This is a genomic window from Amycolatopsis sp. cmx-11-32, from assembly GCF_047608695.1.
Taxonomy (GTDB): Bacteria; Actinomycetota; Actinomycetes; order Mycobacteriales; family Pseudonocardiaceae; genus Amycolatopsis.
In genome coordinates, this window is record NZ_JADNQN010000014.1 from 1 (window position 1) to 15,887 (window position 15,887).

General features: G+C 67.6%; 22 protein-coding genes. 9 read left to right on the forward strand and 13 right to left on the reverse strand.

All coding sequences use genetic code 11. The annotated features are described in order from the left end of the window. Window positions 1-285: 285 nt before the first annotated feature. A complete protein-coding gene (locus ACM6LR_RS32200; protein WP_414937841.1) occupies window positions 286-1,680 on the forward strand; it encodes a serine/threonine-protein kinase in 1,395 nt (464 codons plus the stop codon). On the opposite strand, the gene ACM6LR_RS32205 is transcribed toward ACM6LR_RS32200, so the two are convergent. Both ACM6LR_RS32205 and ACM6LR_RS32210 read right to left on the reverse strand, forming a co-directional pair. Then, window positions 1,655-2,512 (reverse strand): LLM class F420-dependent oxidoreductase, encoded by an 858-nt coding sequence (locus tag ACM6LR_RS32205; RefSeq protein ID WP_414945137.1) that lies wholly within the window; start codon window positions 2,510-2,512, stop codon window positions 1,655-1,657. The genes ACM6LR_RS32200 and ACM6LR_RS32205 overlap by 26 nt on opposite strands. Window positions 2,513-2,538: 26 nt before the next feature. Beyond that, a complete protein-coding gene (locus tag ACM6LR_RS32210; protein ID WP_414945138.1) occupies window positions 2,539-3,732 on the reverse strand; it encodes a cytochrome P450 family protein in 1,194 nt (397 codons plus the stop codon). 107 nt (window positions 3,733-3,839) lie between these two features. Here ACM6LR_RS32210 and ACM6LR_RS32215 point away from each other — a divergent pair, with 107 nt between their 5' ends. Next, on the forward strand, window positions 3,840-4,925 hold the full coding sequence (locus ACM6LR_RS32215; protein WP_414937843.1) for a TetR/AcrR family transcriptional regulator: 1,086 nt from the start codon (window positions 3,840-3,842) through the stop codon (window positions 4,923-4,925). Here ACM6LR_RS32215 and ACM6LR_RS32220 read toward each other — a convergent pair. Continuing rightward, window positions 4,922-5,446, reverse strand: a complete 525-nt coding sequence (locus ACM6LR_RS32220; RefSeq protein WP_414937844.1) for a GNAT family N-acetyltransferase — start codon at window positions 5,444-5,446, stop codon at window positions 4,922-4,924. The two genes, ACM6LR_RS32215 and ACM6LR_RS32220, sit on opposite strands and share 4 nt — an antisense overlap. A gap of 280 nt (window positions 5,447-5,726) precedes the next feature. On the opposite strand from ACM6LR_RS32220, the gene ACM6LR_RS32225 reads away from it, so the two are divergent. Both ACM6LR_RS32225 and ACM6LR_RS32230 read left to right on the forward strand, forming a co-directional pair. Then, on the forward strand, window positions 5,727-6,323 hold the full coding sequence (locus tag ACM6LR_RS32225) for a TetR/AcrR family transcriptional regulator (protein ID WP_414937845.1): 597 nt from the start codon (window positions 5,727-5,729) through the stop codon (window positions 6,321-6,323). Between the two features lie 49 nt (window positions 6,324-6,372). Next, window positions 6,373-7,134, forward strand: coding sequence for an SDR family NAD(P)-dependent oxidoreductase (locus ACM6LR_RS32230; protein WP_414937846.1), 762 nt, complete (start codon window positions 6,373-6,375; stop codon window positions 7,132-7,134). Window positions 7,135-7,136: 2 nt separating this feature from the next. On the opposite strand, the gene ACM6LR_RS32235 is transcribed toward ACM6LR_RS32230, so the two are convergent. The 4 genes from ACM6LR_RS32235 to ACM6LR_RS32250 are packed head-to-tail and all read right to left on the reverse strand — an operon-like array spanning window position 7,137 to window position 9,398. Further along, on the reverse strand, window positions 7,137-8,432 hold the full coding sequence (locus ACM6LR_RS32235) for an NAD(P)/FAD-dependent oxidoreductase (protein WP_414945140.1): 1,296 nt from the start codon (window positions 8,430-8,432) through the stop codon (window positions 7,137-7,139). Between the two features lie 2 nt (window positions 8,433-8,434). Further along, complete coding sequence (locus ACM6LR_RS32240; protein ID WP_414937848.1) at window positions 8,435-8,701, reverse strand: DUF4235 domain-containing protein; 267 nt, start codon at window positions 8,699-8,701, stop codon at window positions 8,435-8,437. Then, entirely contained in the window at window positions 8,698-9,003 is a 306-nt protein-coding gene (locus ACM6LR_RS32245) for a DUF3618 domain-containing protein (protein ID WP_414945141.1), read from the reverse strand. The genes ACM6LR_RS32240 and ACM6LR_RS32245 overlap by 4 nt, the downstream gene beginning before the upstream one ends. Continuing rightward, window positions 9,000-9,398, reverse strand: coding sequence for a phage holin family protein (locus ACM6LR_RS32250; protein ID WP_414937850.1), 399 nt, complete (start codon window positions 9,396-9,398; stop codon window positions 9,000-9,002). The genes ACM6LR_RS32245 and ACM6LR_RS32250 overlap by 4 nt, the downstream gene beginning before the upstream one ends. 134 nt (window positions 9,399-9,532) lie before the next feature. On the opposite strand from ACM6LR_RS32250, the gene ACM6LR_RS32255 reads away from it, so the two are divergent. Continuing rightward, window positions 9,533-9,931 carry an SRPBCC family protein gene (locus ACM6LR_RS32255; protein WP_414937851.1) on the forward strand — a complete coding sequence of 133 codons (399 nt, stop codon included), beginning with the start codon at window positions 9,533-9,535 and terminating at the stop codon, window positions 9,929-9,931. Window positions 9,932-10,025: 94 nt separating this feature from the next. Beyond that, on the forward strand, window positions 10,026-10,490 hold the full coding sequence (locus tag ACM6LR_RS32260; protein ID WP_414945142.1) for a hypothetical protein: 465 nt from the start codon (window positions 10,026-10,028) through the stop codon (window positions 10,488-10,490). A 218-nt stretch (window positions 10,491-10,708) separates the two neighbouring features. Here the strand turns inward: ACM6LR_RS32260 and ACM6LR_RS32265 are convergent, their stop codons facing one another. The 3 genes from ACM6LR_RS32265 to ACM6LR_RS32275 all read right to left on the reverse strand — a co-directional run bounded on the left by ACM6LR_RS32265 (window position 10,709) and on the right by ACM6LR_RS32275 (window position 12,343). After that, the gene (locus ACM6LR_RS32265) at window positions 10,709-11,497 is read right to left on the reverse strand and encodes a SigB/SigF/SigG family RNA polymerase sigma factor (RefSeq protein ID WP_414937853.1); all 789 of its coding nucleotides are present in this window, start codon (window positions 11,495-11,497) and stop codon (window positions 10,709-10,711) included. Beyond that, on the reverse strand, window positions 11,494-11,946 hold the full coding sequence (locus ACM6LR_RS32270; RefSeq protein ID WP_414937854.1) for an anti-sigma factor: 453 nt from the start codon (window positions 11,944-11,946) through the stop codon (window positions 11,494-11,496). The genes ACM6LR_RS32265 and ACM6LR_RS32270 overlap by 4 nt, the downstream gene beginning before the upstream one ends. A gap of 64 nt (window positions 11,947-12,010) precedes the next feature. After that, window positions 12,011-12,343 carry a plasmid stabilization protein gene (locus tag ACM6LR_RS32275; RefSeq protein ID WP_414937855.1) on the reverse strand — a complete coding sequence of 111 codons (333 nt, stop codon included), beginning with the start codon at window positions 12,341-12,343 and terminating at the stop codon, window positions 12,011-12,013. A gap of 109 nt (window positions 12,344-12,452) precedes the next feature. On the opposite strand from ACM6LR_RS32275, the gene ACM6LR_RS32280 reads away from it, so the two are divergent. Together ACM6LR_RS32280 and ACM6LR_RS32285 are read left to right on the forward strand one after the other, a co-directional pair. Next, window positions 12,453-13,415 carry a TIGR03557 family F420-dependent LLM class oxidoreductase gene (locus ACM6LR_RS32280; protein WP_414937856.1) on the forward strand — a complete coding sequence of 321 codons (963 nt, stop codon included), beginning with the start codon at window positions 12,453-12,455 and terminating at the stop codon, window positions 13,413-13,415. Window positions 13,416-13,489: 74 nt separating this feature from the next. Next, window positions 13,490-13,783, forward strand: coding sequence for a hypothetical protein (locus tag ACM6LR_RS32285; protein ID WP_414937857.1), 294 nt, complete (start codon window positions 13,490-13,492; stop codon window positions 13,781-13,783). 48 nt (window positions 13,784-13,831) lie between these two features. Here the strand turns inward: ACM6LR_RS32285 and ACM6LR_RS32290 are convergent, their stop codons facing one another. The 3 genes from ACM6LR_RS32290 to ACM6LR_RS32300 form a co-directional block, all read right to left on the reverse strand. Further along, complete coding sequence (locus tag ACM6LR_RS32290; protein WP_414937858.1) at window positions 13,832-14,056, reverse strand: helix-turn-helix domain-containing protein; 225 nt, start codon at window positions 14,054-14,056, stop codon at window positions 13,832-13,834. After that, the gene (locus ACM6LR_RS32295; protein WP_414937859.1) at window positions 14,056-14,535 is read right to left on the reverse strand and encodes a DUF2975 domain-containing protein; all 480 of its coding nucleotides are present in this window, start codon (window positions 14,533-14,535) and stop codon (window positions 14,056-14,058) included. Before ACM6LR_RS32295 ends, ACM6LR_RS32290 begins: the two co-directional genes overlap by 1 nt. Window positions 14,536-14,898: 363 nt before the next feature. Then, complete coding sequence (locus tag ACM6LR_RS32300; protein WP_414937860.1) at window positions 14,899-15,075, reverse strand: hypothetical protein; 177 nt, start codon at window positions 15,073-15,075, stop codon at window positions 14,899-14,901. A 330-nt stretch (window positions 15,076-15,405) separates the two neighbouring features. Here ACM6LR_RS32300 and ACM6LR_RS32305 point away from each other — a divergent pair, with 330 nt between their 5' ends. After that, on the forward strand, window positions 15,406-15,813 hold the full coding sequence (locus ACM6LR_RS32305; protein ID WP_414937861.1) for a VOC family protein: 408 nt from the start codon (window positions 15,406-15,408) through the stop codon (window positions 15,811-15,813). Window positions 15,814-15,887: the final 74 nt, after the last annotated feature.

A 15,887-nucleotide genomic window follows, 5' to 3' on the forward strand; every position in this document is an offset into this window, starting at 1 on the left:
GAGCAACGCGAGCGCGCCTTCAAGCACGCCGCGGCCGCCGATGATTTCCCGCATCGCCGCCCTTTCTCGAGATCAGGCCACACCCGGAGAAGTAGGATGTGCACCAGGCCGTCCGGGAGACGAACTTTCGGGCAGCCGAAGAGGCGGGGTTCCGCTGAACGGCCCGGCCCGCGAAGTGACCGACACCGCGCCGGAAACCACCGTGCCGGGTCCGGTGCCCCGGCGCGTTCCTGGCATGCTGGCAAGGTTCACGCGAACACCACAGCTCCCAGGGGGACGTCGACAATGGAGGAGATCCGCCGCCTCGCCGACCGGTTCGATCTCATCGAGCCCGTCGGTGGTGGCTCCATGGGCACCGTGTGGCGGGCGCGCGACGACAACCTGGAGCGCACGGTCGCGGTCAAGGAACTCCTTCTGCCGCACGGGCAAGGGGAGCAGAAGTCCGACGAGGCCAAGAATCGGGCGCTGCGTGAGGCCAGGATCGCCGCGCGGCTGGTACATCCGCACGCCATCACCGTCTTCGGCGTGATCGACGAGCAGGACCGCCCGTGGATCATCATGGAGTACCTCCCCTCGATCAGCCTCGCGGACAAACTGCGCGAAGGGCCGATGGAGGTCGACGACGTCATCCGTCTCGCCATCCAGCTGTGCTCGGCGCTGGCGGCCGCGCACCGGGCGGGCATCGTCCACCGCGACATCAAACCCGGCAACGTCCTGCTCGGCGAAGACGACACCGTCAAGATCACCGACTTCGGGATCTCGCGGGCGATGGGGGACGTCCAGCTCACCGCGACCGGCGAGATCTCCGGGACGCCGGCGTTCCTGGCGCCCGAGGTCGCCCGCGGTGAGGACGCCACTTCCGCTTCCGACGTGTTCTCGCTCGGCGCGACGCTGTACACCGCGCTCGAAGGCGGCACGCCCTACGGCACGGCGGAGAACCCGATCGCGCTGCTGTACCGCGCGTCCAGCGGGGAGATCACCCCGCCGGTGAAGTCCGGCATCCTGACGCCGCTGCTGACCCGCCTGCTCGACGTCCGGCCGGACAGCAGGCCGACGATGACCGAGATCGAACGGGAACTGCGGGCGCTGGCGGCGGGGGAGCCGACCACGCTCGTAGCCGAGGAACCGCCGCCGAAAGCACGCAAGGGAATGCTGATCGGCGTACTCGCCGGATTCCTCGTGCTCGCCGCGGTCGCCGCGGCCGTGGTCGTCATGATCACGCGTGGAGAGGACACGCCGTCGGACGCCGCACCGCCGCCTGCCTCGCAGTCGCAGGCCGTCACCCCGCCGCCGACCTCTCCCGAACCGCCGCCGTCCTCTTCGGCGCCCCCGTCGTCGTCACCGCCGCCGTCCCCGTCGTCGTCCGCACCGCCTCCGGCACAGACGCCAGGGCAGGCGCTCGCGGCCTACTACACGCTCATTCCGGGGAATCTCCAGGCCGGGTTCGCGACGTTGTCCGACAACTTCAAGCGCACCAGGGACCAGAGCTTCGAGCGGTACTCGGGCTACTGGAAGGCTTACCGCTCGGTGACCGTGTCGAACGTGTCCGAATCCGGGAACACGGTGACGGCGACGCTCACCTACGTCACCGCGTCAGGGGGGACCAAGACGGGGAGGGAGACCTTCGAACTGGTCCAGCAGGACGGCCGGTACCTCATCGACTCCCAGCGGGCAGGCTGAGTTTTCCGGCGAGGCGCCGAAGCCAGGCCTCGACCTCGTCGGGGGAGCGGTCCGGGAGGCCGAAGATCGTCTCGGTGACCCCGGCGGCTTCCAACTTGGCCAGGTTCTCCGGGTCCGGACGGACACCGAGCGCGGAGATCTCCGGCTCGCCGGAACGGCCCGCTTCGTGCCAGATCTCGCCTAGCCGTCGTGCCTTGTCCTCGATGTCCGTGTCGCCGGGGGTGGTGAGCCAGCCGTCGGCGGACTTCGCGATCCAGCGGAACGTCTTCTCCGTCCCGCCCGCGCCGACGATCACCGGGATGTGCGCCTGAACCGGTTTCGGCCAGGCCCAGCTCGCGCCGAACGAGACGAACTCGCCGGCGTACGAGGCTTCGTCGTCCGTCCAGAGCGCGCGCATCGCTTCGACGTACTCGCGCAGGACCGTCCGTCGCTTGCCGCCCGGGACGCCGTGATCGGCCAGTTCGTCGACGTTCCAGCCGAAGCCGACACCGAGGGTGACCCGCCCGGCCGAGAGGTGATCGAGGCTGGCGATCGTCTTCGCCAGCGTGATCGGATCGCTCTCGACCGGGAGGGCCACCGCCGTCGCGAGCCGGATCCGCGTGGTCACCGAGGCCGCGGTGGCCAGCGCGACCCACGGATCCAGCGTGCGCAGGTAGCGATCGTCGGGCAGGGACGAGTCACCGGTGCGCGGATGCGGAGCCTCCCGTTTGACCGGGATGTGCGTGTGTTCGGGCACGTGGAAGGCGTCGAAGCCCGCCGCTTCCGCCGTCCGTGCGGCGGCCGCCGGTGTGATGCCCCGGTCACTGGTGAACAGCATTATCCCGTGTCTCACAGCCGGTCACGCTATTAGAACGTGTTTCAGTTGACAACTGTCGCGTGCAGGGTGACCGGCAGTGCGTTCAGCCGCCAGGTGCCCGGGTCCGGGATCCGCAGCAGTCCATCCGCGAGCGCCAGATCGGGGAAGCGGCGCAGTAGTGCGATGAGTGCGACTTCGGTCTGCACCCTGGCCAGTGAGGCGCCGAGGCAGAAATGCGGTCCGTGGGCGAACGCCAGATGCCACGCGGGCCCCGCCGCGCGCCGGATGTCGAAGACGTCCGGGTCGGGGAACGCCCTCGGGTCCCGGTTCACCGCGGCGATCGCAACAGTAACAGGTTCTCCTTCGGGGATCAGGACGTCGCCGATCCGGACGTCCGTCGTGGTGAGCCGGGGGATCGTCAGCAGCTGCGGGCTGCACCAGCGCATCAGTTCCTCGACCGCGCCGGGCATGAGGGCCGGGTCTTCGCGGAGTTCGGCCAGCTGGGCGGGGTGGGAGAGCAGGATCTCGACGGAGTTGGCGATGAGGTTGCCGGGCACCTGGCCGCCAAGGACCAGTTGCCAGACCAGGGCGACCAGTTCGGTTTCGCTGAGCCTGTCGCCGTCTTCGGCCTGGTTCTGGAGCAGTTGCGAGACGACGTCTTCGGCGGGCTCGAGCTTCCGGTTCGCGATGGCGGCGAGAGAGTCCTCGACGATCCCTGGAACCGCCTTCGCGAGTCCTGGACCGTCGCCCGCCGCGACCAGGGTGCCGTACTCGCGCCAGCGCGGGCGGTCGGCTTCGGGGATGCCGACCAGGGCGCAGATCACGTCGACCGGTAGCGGACGCGCGAAGGCGGTGACCAGATCGATCCGGTCTTGTCCGGCGAGGCCGTCGAGGAGATCGTCCACGAGCCGCTCGATCCCCGGCCGGAGCGCGGCGGCCTTGCGCGGGGTGAACGCGGGGGACACGAGGCGTCGGAGCCGGAGGTGTTCCGGGCCTTCGAGCTCCTGCATCGACCGCATGTACGGGCGGCAGTGCTCGGGGATTTCCATGCGCTGATAGCTGGCCGAGCTGAGGGCGAAACGCGGGTCACTCAGCATCTTCCGCGCTTCTTCGTGGCGCAGGATCGCCCACATCGGGCCGAAACCCGGTGCGACCAGCTTGGCGATCGGGGAGCGCTCACGGACTGGGCGGTAAGCGGTGAACGGATCGCGCAGGACCTCGGGGTCGGTCAGGGGGATCTCGGGAACTTCGGACAAGGCAGGTCTCCCAGTTCGGATGTTCGAATCAGATGTTCTCATCATCTGAATGGTCAAGGTATCTTGATCCGGGTCCAAGGGCAATCGCGCGGGTCGACAGGAGGCCGATGGTCCGGCTGAGCAGGGCGGAGACGCAGGAGCGCAATCGCACGAAGGTGCTGGCCGCCGCGCGTGACGAGTTCGCTGAACGGGGCTTCCGGGACGCCAAGATCGACGTCATCGCCGAGCGGGCGGAGCTGACCCGCGGCGCGGTCTACTCGAACTTCCCCGGTAAGCGCGCGCTGTACTTCGCCGTTCTGGCCGAACTGGCGGAACGGTCGGCCGGAGCGCCGCACGCCGTGCCGGGCAAGACGCTCCAGGACGCGTTGGGCGCCTTGGCCAGGGCGAGGGTGGCGGCGCTTCCCTTGGACGACGACCAGGCGGGCCTCTCGCGCGATCTGATGCCGGAAGTGCTGGCGGACGAGCGGATCCGGCGTCCGTTCGCCCAGCTGGTGAAGCTCAACGGGCTGCTGCTCGGGCTCGCGCTGGAGCGGCTCTACCCGCCCGAACGCCCGGCGGGAGCGCCGATTCCGCGTCGTGTCCGGCTCGCGGAGACGGTGCTGACCGCGCTGCACGGCGCCGGCCAGCTGGCGGCCGCCGCGCCGGGACTCGTCGAACCCTTCGACGTCGTGAGCGCCTGCGAGCGACTGGCGGGGCTGGCGCTCAACGACTGGTGGGCGCCGCCGGTGATCGCCCCCGCCGCGCGGCCCGCCGACCGGCCGTGGTCACCGCCCGAGGCCGTCGACCTCGTGCGGGCCGAACCGTTCGTGCCCGCCGACGGCGTGGTCGTCGTCCTGGGCACCCATCGGCTGGCCGCCGCCGAAGAGGCCGTGCGGGCCGATGGCCGCGAGGTCACCGTGGTCGTGGTGACCAGCGAGCCCGCCGAACTGGTCCCGCTGACCCGGCTGATCGTCGCGGAAGTGTGCGGCGGTCTGCGGCAGGCCTTCCCGGAGCGGGCCTGGCCGGGCGTGCGTGTGGTGTGCGACGTGACCGGGACGCTGACGGCCGCCGCGGGGGTACTCGCGGTCAGTGACGAGACCGAGGCCGCGGTCCGGGTGGAGCGGGGGCGGATCGTCGCCACGGCGGACGGGCGCGGCGCGGGACACGCCGTCTCGGTGACCGGCGATGTGTCCCGTGTGGACCAACGACGCTAGACGACGTCCGTGTGCCGGATCCGGTACACCTGAAGGCGAAGCCCGTAGTACTTCTCGGTTTCGCCGACCCAGACCATCCCGAGCCGTTTCGCGGTCGCGATGGCACGCATGTTGTTCGGGCGCGCGACGGCGAAGAGTTCGTCCGTGTCCTGGGTGAACGCCCAGCCGAGCAGCGCGCGGGCGGCCTCGGAGGCGTACCCCTCTCCCCAGGCGTCCGGATGCAGCTGCCAGCTGATCTCCAGGTCCTCTTCGTACGGTGGCAGCAGATGGATGCCCAGTCCGCCGACGACCGCGCCGTCCTCCTTGCGCTGCACCGCCCATCTTCCGCGCGGCGGCACGAGGTTGGGCTGAGCCTGTTGCCAGGCCTGCAGAACGGAACGCATCGCCGCGGCGTCGGTCACCCGGTCCATCGCCGGGGTGAGCCAGCGGGTCACGTCTGTGGTGCCGTAGATCGCCAGCGCGGCTTCGGCGTCGTCCTCGGACCAGTCACGGACGACGAGCCTTTCGGTGGTCAAGTCCATGACAGAACGTTACGCGCAGAGATGGGGTGATGGGGTGTTCGGATCATGACGACGTCGACCCTGTGGGCGCCTCATCGAAGTCGGCACGCAGCGGTTCGCCGAACTCGAGCGGCCGATCGGCACGATCGCGCCGAAGGTCCGGGCGGCCTCCGAATCCCGCTCGTGAGCGTTCGGCCCTCCCGCAAGTAGTCGGCTACTTGCACGTGCCTACGGTCAGGACCGCTGGACGCCGCGAATCGATTTCTTGACTGATCGTTCCAGATAAGGTTACGCTACTCAGGTGTCTCGGGTGAAGGAATTCGACGTCGACGCGGCCTGTGGTGCCGCGCTGGAACTGTTCTGGCGGCAAGGGTACGAGGCCACGTCGGTCAACGACCTCGTCGTCGAACTCGGCATCGGCAAGGCCAGTCTCTACGCGACGTTCGGCACCAAGCACGAGCTGTACCTGACTGCCTTGAACCACTACATCGCCCGGGGCAACGAGCGGTTCGTCGAGGACTTCGCCGGACCGGGGCCCGCGCTCGCGGGGGTGCGGCGGCTCATTGAGCGCTATCTCGCCGAAATACTCGGCGAATCGGGGCGTAAAGGCTGTTTCGTGGTCAACGCCGCCATGGAGATGATGCCGAGGGATCCCCAGGTCGCACGAGTGGTCGAGCGCAGCTGGGACGCGCTGGAGCTAGCCTTGCGGATGGCTTTGAGCCGGGCGAAGGCGCAAGGCGAACTCGACGCCGCCACCGACCCGGAAACACTCGCCGCCTTCCTGCTCGCGGTCCTGCAAGGGATGCGGGTGCTGGGCAAGGGGCCGGATTTCGAGGCGCGGACCAGGGCGACGGCGAAGCAGGCCATGGCGGTCCTCGATGCCGCCCGTCCGCACTGATTTCGTCAGCACTAGATACTAGAACGAGCGGACCAGAAAGTTGGGTACTGTGGGGAAGCGATTCAGCGGCAAAGTCGTCCTGGTCACCGGGGGAGGTTCCGGTATCGGCCGCGCCACGGCGGCGGCCTTCGCGCGCGAAGGCGCTCAGGTTGTCGTTTCCGGCCGGGATGGCGAGAAACTTCGTCAGACGGTGAAGGAGATCGAGGCCGAGGGCGGCGTGGCCGACGCGGTGACCGCCGACGTGGGTGTCGGCGTCGAAGTCGAGCATCTCGTCACCGAGACCGTGCGACGGCACGGCAAACTCGACATCGCGTTCAACAACGCGGGCGTTCTCGGCAGCCCCGCGCCGACCGCGGACCTCGACGAAGACGGTTTCACCGCCGTCGTGCGGACCAATCTCACCGGCACTTGGCTGTCCATGAAGCACGAGATCGCGCAGATGCGGGCGGGCGGTGGGGGAGTCATCGTCAACATGGCGTCCAACATCGGTTCGCACACCCGGCTCCCGGGGATGGCCGCCTACGCCGCTTCGAAGGCCGCGGTGGACGTGCTGACCCGGACGGCCGCCCGCGACCACATCGCGGAGGGTATCCGGATCAACGCGGTCAGCCCCGGCGCCACCGATACCGGTATGTCGTTTCGGCCCGGCGAAACCGAGGCCGACCGCGCCGAACGACTCGGCGCGGTCATCCCGCTCGGCCGGATCGGGACGGTCGAGGAGATCGCCGCCGCGGTTCTCTGGCTGGCTTCCGACGAGTCCGCGTACGTCGTAGGGCACGACATCGTCCTCGATGGCGGCGTGAGCGCCTGAGTTCAACGCTTCGTACGCGGCAGTTCCGGGGAATCGGTGTCCAGCGGGACGGCGGCAGCCCGCACCAGTCCTAATTGGACAGTCTGTCGCTTCGTCATCGCCTCCAGCACCCAGTCGGTGGCGGTGCGCAGCCGGTTCCCCGGCATCGCCAGCAGGTGGTACCCCCGCGTGACCGCCTTGGCGGCGAGCCCGGAAAGAGGGATGTGCAGGGGATTCGCCGCGGCCTGGCGGCCGCCGAGGTCCACGACGAAGCCGAGATCATGATGCCGGTAAGTGCCGTGCGATCCGTGCCCGAGCGACGCGGCCACATTCCGTCCGGCGAGTCTGCCCTGCCGTTCGGCGTGCTGGGCGGTCATCGGGGTGTACTCACCCGGCCTGGTCAGATCCGGGACGGCGGCCGCGTCGCCGCACGCGTAGACATCACGCCGTCCGGAGACGTTCAGCTGCGTGGTGACGACGAGCCTGCCCTTGGCCGTCTTCAACCCCAGGTCCTCGATCAGCGGATCCGGCCGGACCCCGACGCACCAGACGAGGGTGTGGGTCGGCACGGCTTCGCCCGAGGTCAGCGTCACGCCCTTTTCGTCGGCGTTGTCGATGGACGTCTTCATCAGCACCTCGACGCCGCGTGCCCGCAACACCTTGTCCGCGGTGGTGCCGAGCCGCCGGTCGAGTTCCGGCAGGACACGCTCGGCCACGTCCAGCAGCAGCCAGCGGATCTTCTGGCCGTCCAGCTCGGGATGCCGGGCGGCGAGCGCCTCGGTGAACGCCGGACCCTGCGCGGCGACCTCGGTCCCGGTGTAGCCCGCGCCGACCACGACGAACGTGCAGCGCGCGTCGCGTTCGGCCGGATTCTTCGCGGAGGCGGCCAGTTCCACCTGCCGGGTGATGTGGTCCCGCAGGTAGAGGGCCTCGGGCAGACCGCGGAAGCCGTGAGCGTACTCGGGCACGCCGGGGATCGGCAGCAGCTTGTTGACGCTGCCCGCGGCGAGCACGAGACGGTCGTAGCTCATTTCGTGTTCGTGGTCTTCGGGGTCGGTGTAGCTCACCCTGCGGCCCTCGAAGTCGACCGAAGTCGCGGTCCCGAGCACCAGGCGCACGCCGCGCAGGGTGCCGGGGATGGACACCGAGATCCGCCTCGGTTCGAGAATCCCGGCGGCGACTTCGGGCAGCAACGGAAGGTAGAGGAAGTAGTCGGTCGGGTTCAGCACGACGATCTCCGTGTCGTCGCCGACCGATTTACGCAGGGTTTTGGCGGCGTTGTAGCCGGCGAACCCACCTCCGATGAGCACTACGCGCATCGTCAGTCCTCGGTGGGCCAGTCGCCGGTCGCCTTGCGGTAGCCGACCGCGCCCGCCCGTTCGGTGGCCGCCTTCACCGCGCCGAAGATCGCGCCCTGCGCGGCCGCGGCGAGGATCACCTGAGTCCAGGTGAAGTCCCGATCCGTCGCGTTCGGGGTGTCTTCGTTCCCGCTCACGCGCTTCCAGACCTGCTTGAACGCGATTCCGGCGAGCACGCCACCCGCGGCGCTCACGACCATGTTCAGCGGTTTGTAAAGAACCTTGTTCACGACGACGACCTCTTTCGCATGATCAGCCGGATCATCACCAGCAGTGCGAGAACACCGGCGAAGATCGGCAGGGGATTGGCGCGGACGATTTCGGTGCCCTGACGGAACTTCGCCGCCGCTGGCTCCGAAACCTTATCGGAGATCTTGGCACTGGCCTGGTCGACCTTCGCGTCGAGGTTGTCGTTGACCCGGGCCTTGACGTCGAGTTTCTGGCCCAGCGCGTCGAGGGTCTCGGTGAGTTCCTCGCGCGTCACATCGCGATCGGCGCGGGCCTCTTCGGCGTTCTTGGGAAAATCGGTCATGAGCGCACTCCCTGCTTGATGGTGTCGACATCCTCACGGACACCTTCAATGGCTTCTTCCGGTACCGGCGGTGACGCGCTCGCGACCTCCTTCTTGCCGACGACGGCCGAAAGCCCGCCGATCAGCAGCAGGGCCGCACCGGTCACCACGGCGGCCAGCCAGGCGGGCATGACCAGTGCGAGTGCCAGCACCACCGCGGCGATGAGGGTCGCCAGGCCGAACAAGGCGAAGAGGCCGGCCGCGCCGAACAGCCCGACACCGACCCCCATCCGTTTGCCTTTGCCCTGCAGTTCGACGACGGCGAGACGCATTTCGTCGCGCACGAGACGTTTGACCTCGTCACTCAGGTCGGAGACCAGTTCGCCGACCGACCGGTCTTCGGTCTTTTCGATCATGGGCACCTCCTCGGAGCGTTCTGACCGCCGGGTACCCGGGAGTACAGGCGGTCAATCACGGCGGGTTCGGCCAGCCGGGTGCCGGGTAGCCGAGGAATCAACGGCTCGAAAACACCCGACAAGCAGGAGGATGCATGAGCACGATCACCGAGATGGTCGACGTCGACGTACCGGTCAAGACCGCGTACAACCAGTGGACCCGGTTCGAGTCCTTCCCGAAGTTCGGTGGGGTGAGCCAGGAATTCGACGCGACCATCACCGAACAGCATCCTGACGAGCGCCTCGCGTGGACCTCGGACTCCGGTCCCGACCACGCCGGCGTGATCACCTTCCATCGCCTGGACGACAACAAGACCCGTGTCACAGCGCAGATGGAGATCGACCCGGAAGGCTTCGTCGAGAACGTTGCCGACAAACTCGGCATCCTCGACCGCCGGATCAAGGGCGACATGAAGCGGTTCAAGGAGTACATCGAGAGCCACGGTCAGGAGACCGGCGCGTGGCGCGGTGACGTGGATCGCCCCGGCAGCTGAAGCACCCGTGATCTTCCCCTGGAAAACGCTGTTTTCCAGGGGAAGATCACGGGTGCTTCACGGGCGAGGTCCACAACGAAGGGAGCGTCCAGGCATGACTACCAACGCATACGTCGCCTTCCTCGTCATCGGGGTGGCGCTGGTCATGCTCGACGGCCTGATCATCTACCAGAGCGGCAAGCGCTACCTGCGAGGTTCATACGGCGATCCGGCCGCCGGCGCGTCCATGACGTGGCTCGTCACGGTGCTGTTCCACCTCGCGACACTGGGCGTGCTGGCACTGCTGTCGACCATCGACATGGGCGGCAGTGACCTGCCGGGTGTGGTGGGCAGGCTGGGCGTTCTGTTGCTGGTGCTGGCCATCGCCCACGCGGTCACGCTCGGCGTGCTTTCGCGGATCCGTGGCGAGCAGGAGGCCGAAGCGGTGATCAACCGCCCGAGGCAGCGTGTCGAGCCTGAACAGCAAGGCACCACGGTCACTCCGGTGCCCGGTCAGCAAGGCCGATACCCCACCGCGAGCCCGTCGATCGAGCAGCAGGCGCCGTACACGACGCCTTAACCCTTTGCGCGTGAAGACCCCCTTCTCTCAGCTGAGAGAAGGGGGTCTTCACGTGTGTCAGGCGGGCGAGCGGCGGTACAGGTCGGTCAGGCATGGGGCGCGGCCTGGTGACGATGTGGGAATCGGGACAGTGAACGTCCCCATTCCCACATCGTCAACCCTTGTGCAGGTTTGGGTAGGTGAGCCAAATGCGGGTCGGTCCCAACCTCACGACCGGCCTACTCCGAAAGCTTCCCTCGCAACTGCTCCAGCGTCTGCGAAAGAAGCCGCGAAACGTGCATCTGCGAGATGCCGACCCGCTCCGCGATCTGCGTCTGGGTGTAGCCCCCGAAAAACCGCATCACGAGGATCGCGCGCTCTCGCTTCGGGAGTTCCCGCAGGAGTGGTTGCAGCGCCTCGTGGGTCTCGACCAAGGCCATCTCGTGGTCCTCCTCGCCGATCGTGTCGGCGAGAGACAGGGCCTCGGTGGCATCATCGTGGACCGGTTTGTCGACCGACAACGTCTGGTACGCCTGACCGGCGAGCAGCCCTTCGCGCACCTCGTTCACCTCGAGTTCGAGGTACTCGGCGAGTTCGGTCGGCGTCGGCGCGCGGCCGAGGCGCTGGGACAACGCGGCCGTGCCCTGGCTGAGGGAAACGTGGAGTTCCTTGAGCCGCCTCGGTACCCGGACCGACCAGCCGGTGTCCCGGAAGTGCCGCCGGACCTCTCCCATGATCGTGGGTACGGCGAAGGAGAGGAAGTCGTGGCCGCGACCGGGATCGAAGCGGTCGACCGCGTTGATCAGCCCGATTCGCGCCACCTGCACCAGATCCTCGCGAGGTTCGCCACGCCCGGAGAACCGGGTGGCGATGTGCTCGGCGAGCGGCAGCAGTTCGGTGACCAACCGGGCGCGCAGGACCCGCCGGCGAGAGGAGTCTTCCGGCAGGGAGAACATCTCGTCGAACAGGGGCTGGCAATGGGCGTAGTCGTCCGCCTGGCGGGTGGTCGACCTGCGCTCGGCGTTCACCCGTCGCTCGTTCCCGGGGTCAGGACGAGCTCGATCGTCGTCATGCTCCCCGTTTCGCCGGAGATCGGCTCGCAGCGAGCCGTCACCGACCGCGTCAGGGTCGTCAGAACGTGCCATCCGAACGTCGTTTCGCTCGGGAGATGGGGTTCGGCCGTCCGAGTGGAGATCGAAACGGCTATCCCTTCCGGGATCTCGTGAAAGACGCAACACAGAGTGGCTCCCAGTTCTGCGGGCTGGACCAGTTGGGAACAGGCTTCGTCGACGGCCATCTTCGCGTCTGAAATGGCGTCCAAGCCGAAGTCCGCACGTGCCACCACACCGTGGGTGAGCGTGCGGACGAGGGGGATCTGCTCCGCCTCGGCGGGCAGGCGGAGTTCGACTCGATCGAGAAACCCGTCCTGTTCATGGGGGGTTTCGGGGGTGAGGCTGCCCCGTGCGTGTGAATCCATTGCGAGACCTATCCGTCCATGGCCGTGGGGCAACCGCGGTGGGGACCCTCCGCGGGACACTCGATCAACGGCCAAGGGCGCGCTGAAGCTCCTTTTTGGACATCTTCGACCTGCCCTCGATGTTGCGCTTCTTCGCATCGTTGTAGAGCTGGTCCTTGGTGGGTCCGTTCGGGCCCTGCCGGTTGCCGGACCGTTTGCCGCCTCGCCGCTGCGGGGACATGTCCTGAGTGGAGGTCCTGCTCGCCTCGCGCGACTCGCCGGACTGCGCGCGGTTCTTGTTCACCGTGCGCGCCGCGATCTCCTCCGCCCGGTCCGTGCTCGCTCCGCGGTCCTTCGCCGAACTCTTGATGTGCTTGTACTGTCGTTCGCGTTTGTCGCTCCAACTCTGCTGCGGCATGGCTGCTCCCTTCTCCTCAGCTCAGGTACCCCGATCGTTTCGCCGGATAAACCTCTGGTTGACACCCGAAACGGACGGGTATCCGGAGGTCAGACGTAAGGAGGCGCCGATGCGGATCGGCTACACGCTGATGACCGAACAAGCCGCACCGAAGGACCTGGTCGGACACGCCGCGGGGGCGGAGAAGGCCGGATTCGACTTCGAGGTGATGAGCGACCATTACTCCCCTTGGCTGGACGAGCAGGGCCATTCGCCGTACGCGTGGAGTGTGCTGGGAGCGGTCACCCAGAGCACCGAACGGGTCGAGCTGATGACGTTCGTGACCTGCCCCACCATGCGCTATCACCCGGCGGTCGTGGCGCAGAAGGCGGCGACGATCCAGGCACTGTCGGACGGCAGGTTCACCCTCGGGCTCGGGGCGGGGGAGAACCTCAACGAGCACGTCATCGGCCGGGGCTGGCCACCGGCGAACGTGCGGCACGAGATGCTCGCCGAGGCAGTCCAGATCATCGGCGGGTTGTTCGACGGCGGATACTTCAACTACGCCGGTGACCATTTCCGGGTGGACTCGGCGAAGCTGTGGGATCTGCCGGAGCGGCGTGTCCCGATCGCCGTCGCGGTGTCCGGGTCGCAGTCGGTGACCCGGTTCGCGCCGATCGCCGACGCGATGATCGCCGTGGAACCGAACGAGTCGCTGGGCAGGGAGTGGGACGCCACCAAACCCGGCCCGCCGTCCAGGAAGATCGCCCAGCTGCCGGTGTCCTGGGGCGAGGACCGTGACGCCGCGATCCGGCGGGCGCACGAGCAGTTCCGCTGGTTCGCCGGTGGCTGGAAGGTCAACGCCGAACTGCCGGGGCCCGCGGGGTTCGCCGGGGCCACCCAGTTCGTCAAACCCGCGGACGTCGCGGCGGCCATCCCCTGCGGGCCGGACGTCGATCAGATCGTGAAGCAGGCCGGCGAGTTCGAGGCGGCCGGTTTCACCGACCTCGCCCTGATCCAGATCGGCGGCGACCAGCAAGAGGGCTTCCTCCGTTTCGCGGAGGAGACGCTGCTCCCGGCGTTGCGCGGCTGATTCACACGGACGGGGACACCTGTGTGCAAGCTGGCGAACGTGGGTACTAGAGGGCCTTCCCGAAAGGGGAACTGATGAGGAACGAACTCGGGCTCCACCCGGTCCCCGACCTGCCGCCAGGTGGCCAGGACTCGCCGGAGCAGGAAACGATCCGTCGTAAGGCCGCCCTCGTCGTGGCTTCGCGGGCGACGAGCGCCGGAGACTACGCGACACTGCTGGACATGCTCGGCCTGCACGACGGGTGGCCGCAGCTCCGAAGTGGCTTGAGTCAGCGGGCGTCGTGCGATCCGCTCCGCGCGGCCGCGGGTGGTGCAGCAGGTCCGGACGGACCGACGCCGGTTCGGCGCGCGGTCATGGGCGGCACGTGACGATCCCGGCTCGTCTCATGACCGAACCGCGGCCGTGAGGCGACTCTTTCACGACACGACGGGGGACTCTTCGTCGATCCATTCGAGCAGGTCGCCGGGCTGGCACCGGAGTACCCGGCACATGGCTTCCAGGGTGCTGAACCGGACGGCCTTGGCGCGGCCGTTCTTCAGCACCGCCACGTTCGCCGGGGTGAGCCCGACGAGTTCCGCGAACTCGCCGACACTCATCTTGCGCTTGGCCAGTTCGACGTCGATGCGGACGACGATCGGCATCAGATCACCTGTTCCAGGTCGGATCGCAGAATGGTGGCCTGCCGCAGCAGCGTGCGCAGCACGATGATCAGAAGGCACAGCACGGCGACGCCGATCACCGCGAGGAACAACAGGAGCGGGAGCCCCGGGTCGTCGGCGTTGAAGCCGACGTAGAGGAACACACCCGCGAGCACGACCCAGCCGGAGAGGATCGCCCACACGATGGCGTCCACCCACCTCAGGGACGCCTCGGTGAAGATCCGGTCCTTCTTGACCAGGGTGAGCAGTTGCCAGGTGGCGACGACCACGACCTGCACGCAGAGCACCCAGAAGATCGACACTGCTGTCGCGGGCCAGCGCAGATAAGCCATGTCGGGGTCCTGCCGCGCCATATGCGCGAACTGGCCGGGCAGGGACATGGTCTGGAAGAGGACCAGGACCCCGAACAGCAACACGAGGAACACTCTGAGGGGCGCGACCGCCCGTTGCGCTGTGATCATGCATCGAGTTTCGCGCGCAATCTATCGAAAGTCAATCGGTAGCTATCGAGTATTGACCCTTTCGTTGAGTTTCGTCGTTCTGGGCGCGGGGTGTAGGGCGCCTTCCCCGCATGCCATACGGGGAAGGCGCCCTACGCGTGGCGAGGTGGTGGCGAATCGGCTCCCCCGTCAGGTCTGCGACGAGGCGAGGCCTCGTGGGCGTTAAGGGGCGTACCGGGATGGTGAGGTGGGAAAGAGTCGAGTGGGGAAGATTGGGGACGTTGAACGTCCCCAATCTTCCCCACTCGGCTGGGCTGGGGTGGGATGGCCTTGCTGGTCAGGCGTGGGTAGGTCACTAAGAGTCGCTCTAACGCGACTTGCCGCTCACGAGACCCTTGTGCCGGGCTGGCCGTCATGGTCCCGATGTGAGCGGGCGTAGGAGATCGCGCCGTCCAGTAGCGCGTGCGACGCCCTTCCGGTGATGCCGGACCGGACGACCAAGCAGATCACCGTCCGTGCCGGAACGTCGTCGATGGGCGGCATCGTGCGGGAGTGCGTCATGCGGTACAGGTTCGCCCGTGACACCGGCCCGCACCAGCTGACCGGGGCGGCGCTGGGTCCGCCGGGCAACCGGCAGAAGTCCGCGGGTTTCGCCGAACCGGTCGGCTGTCGCGGAACGGATTCGAAGCGCGGGCATGTGTCGACATCGAAGCGGCATTCATGGCACCGCCACGTCGGCTATCGGAGCGCGTTCGGGAAATCGCTCACCGCATTCGGTGAACGGGGTCGAATTTTCGTTGCGCGAAGGAATTCACCCGGCCGTAGTCCGGTCGTTGTCGCGTTCGGCGGCGTCTGCCAGGATGCTCGTGACTCGACTCGAAGGAGTGTCCAGTGGCTTCCCGTCTCAATCCCTACATCAGCTTCGCCGGCGACGCCCGGCAAGCCATGGAATTCTACAAGTCGGTGTTCGGCGGAGAACTGACGCTGAACACGTTCGGCGAGTCCGGTATGGCGGGTTCGCCGGTGGAAAACCAGATCATGCACAGCCAGCTCGATTCGCCGAGTGGCTACACGATCATGGCGTCGGACACGCCACCGGGAATGGAACACGATCCCGGCACCAACCTGTCGGTCAGTCTCAGCGGTGACGACGGTGAGGAATTGCGCGGATACTGGGAGAAACTTTCCGACGGCGGCACCGTCTCCGTTCCTTTCGAAAAGCAGATGTGGGGTGACGAATTCGGTGCCTGCACCGACAGGTTCGGTATCTCGTGGATGGTGAATGTCGTCCAGGCCTAGAGTCTTCCGGCCCGGCGTGATCCGTGCCGAAGCTCCCGACTTCCGGGGACTTGCGGCTCCGATCGCGGGAAATC

Bases quoted from the DNA above. Each gene is read 5' to 3' on its own strand.
- ACM6LR_RS32250 (WP_414937850.1), bottom strand. From the start codon at position 9,398: ATGATCGAAAAGACCGAAGACCGGTCGGTCGGCGAACTGGTCTCCGAC.
- ACM6LR_RS32275 (WP_414937855.1), bottom strand. From the start codon at position 12,343: ATGCCGCAGCAGAGTTGGAGCGACAAACGCGAACGACAGTACAAGCAC.
- ACM6LR_RS32215 (WP_414937843.1), top strand. From the start codon at position 3,840: ATGGTCCGGCTGAGCAGGGCGGAGACGCAGGAGCGCAATCGCACGAAG.
- ACM6LR_RS32300 (WP_414937860.1), bottom strand. From the start codon at position 15,075: ATGACGCACTCCCGCACGATGCCGCCCATCGACGACGTTCCGGCACGG.
- ACM6LR_RS32260 (WP_414945142.1), top strand. From the start codon at position 10,026: ATGACTACCAACGCATACGTCGCCTTCCTCGTCATCGGGGTGGCGCTG.
- ACM6LR_RS32235 (WP_414945140.1), bottom strand. From the start codon at position 8,432: ATGCGCGTAGTGCTCATCGGAGGTGGGTTCGCCGGCTACAACGCCGCC.
- ACM6LR_RS32280 (WP_414937856.1), top strand. From the start codon at position 12,453: ATGCGGATCGGCTACACGCTGATGACCGAACAAGCCGCACCGAAGGAC.
- ACM6LR_RS32200 (WP_414937841.1), top strand. From the start codon at position 286: ATGGAGGAGATCCGCCGCCTCGCCGACCGGTTCGATCTCATCGAGCCC.
- ACM6LR_RS32290 (WP_414937858.1), bottom strand. From the start codon at position 14,056: ATGCCGATCGTCGTCCGCATCGACGTCGAACTGGCCAAGCGCAAGATG.
- ACM6LR_RS32220 (WP_414937844.1), bottom strand. From the start codon at position 5,446: ATGGACTTGACCACCGAAAGGCTCGTCGTCCGTGACTGGTCCGAGGAC.
- ACM6LR_RS32295 (WP_414937859.1), bottom strand. From the start codon at position 14,535: ATGATCACAGCGCAACGGGCGGTCGCGCCCCTCAGAGTGTTCCTCGTG.
- ACM6LR_RS32245 (WP_414945141.1), bottom strand. From the start codon at position 9,003: ATGACCGATTTTCCCAAGAACGCCGAAGAGGCCCGCGCCGATCGCGAT.
- ACM6LR_RS32285 (WP_414937857.1), top strand. From the start codon at position 13,490: ATGAGGAACGAACTCGGGCTCCACCCGGTCCCCGACCTGCCGCCAGGT.
- ACM6LR_RS32270 (WP_414937854.1), bottom strand. From the start codon at position 11,946: ATGGATTCACACGCACGGGGCAGCCTCACCCCCGAAACCCCCCATGAA.
- ACM6LR_RS32255 (WP_414937851.1), top strand. From the start codon at position 9,533: ATGAGCACGATCACCGAGATGGTCGACGTCGACGTACCGGTCAAGACC.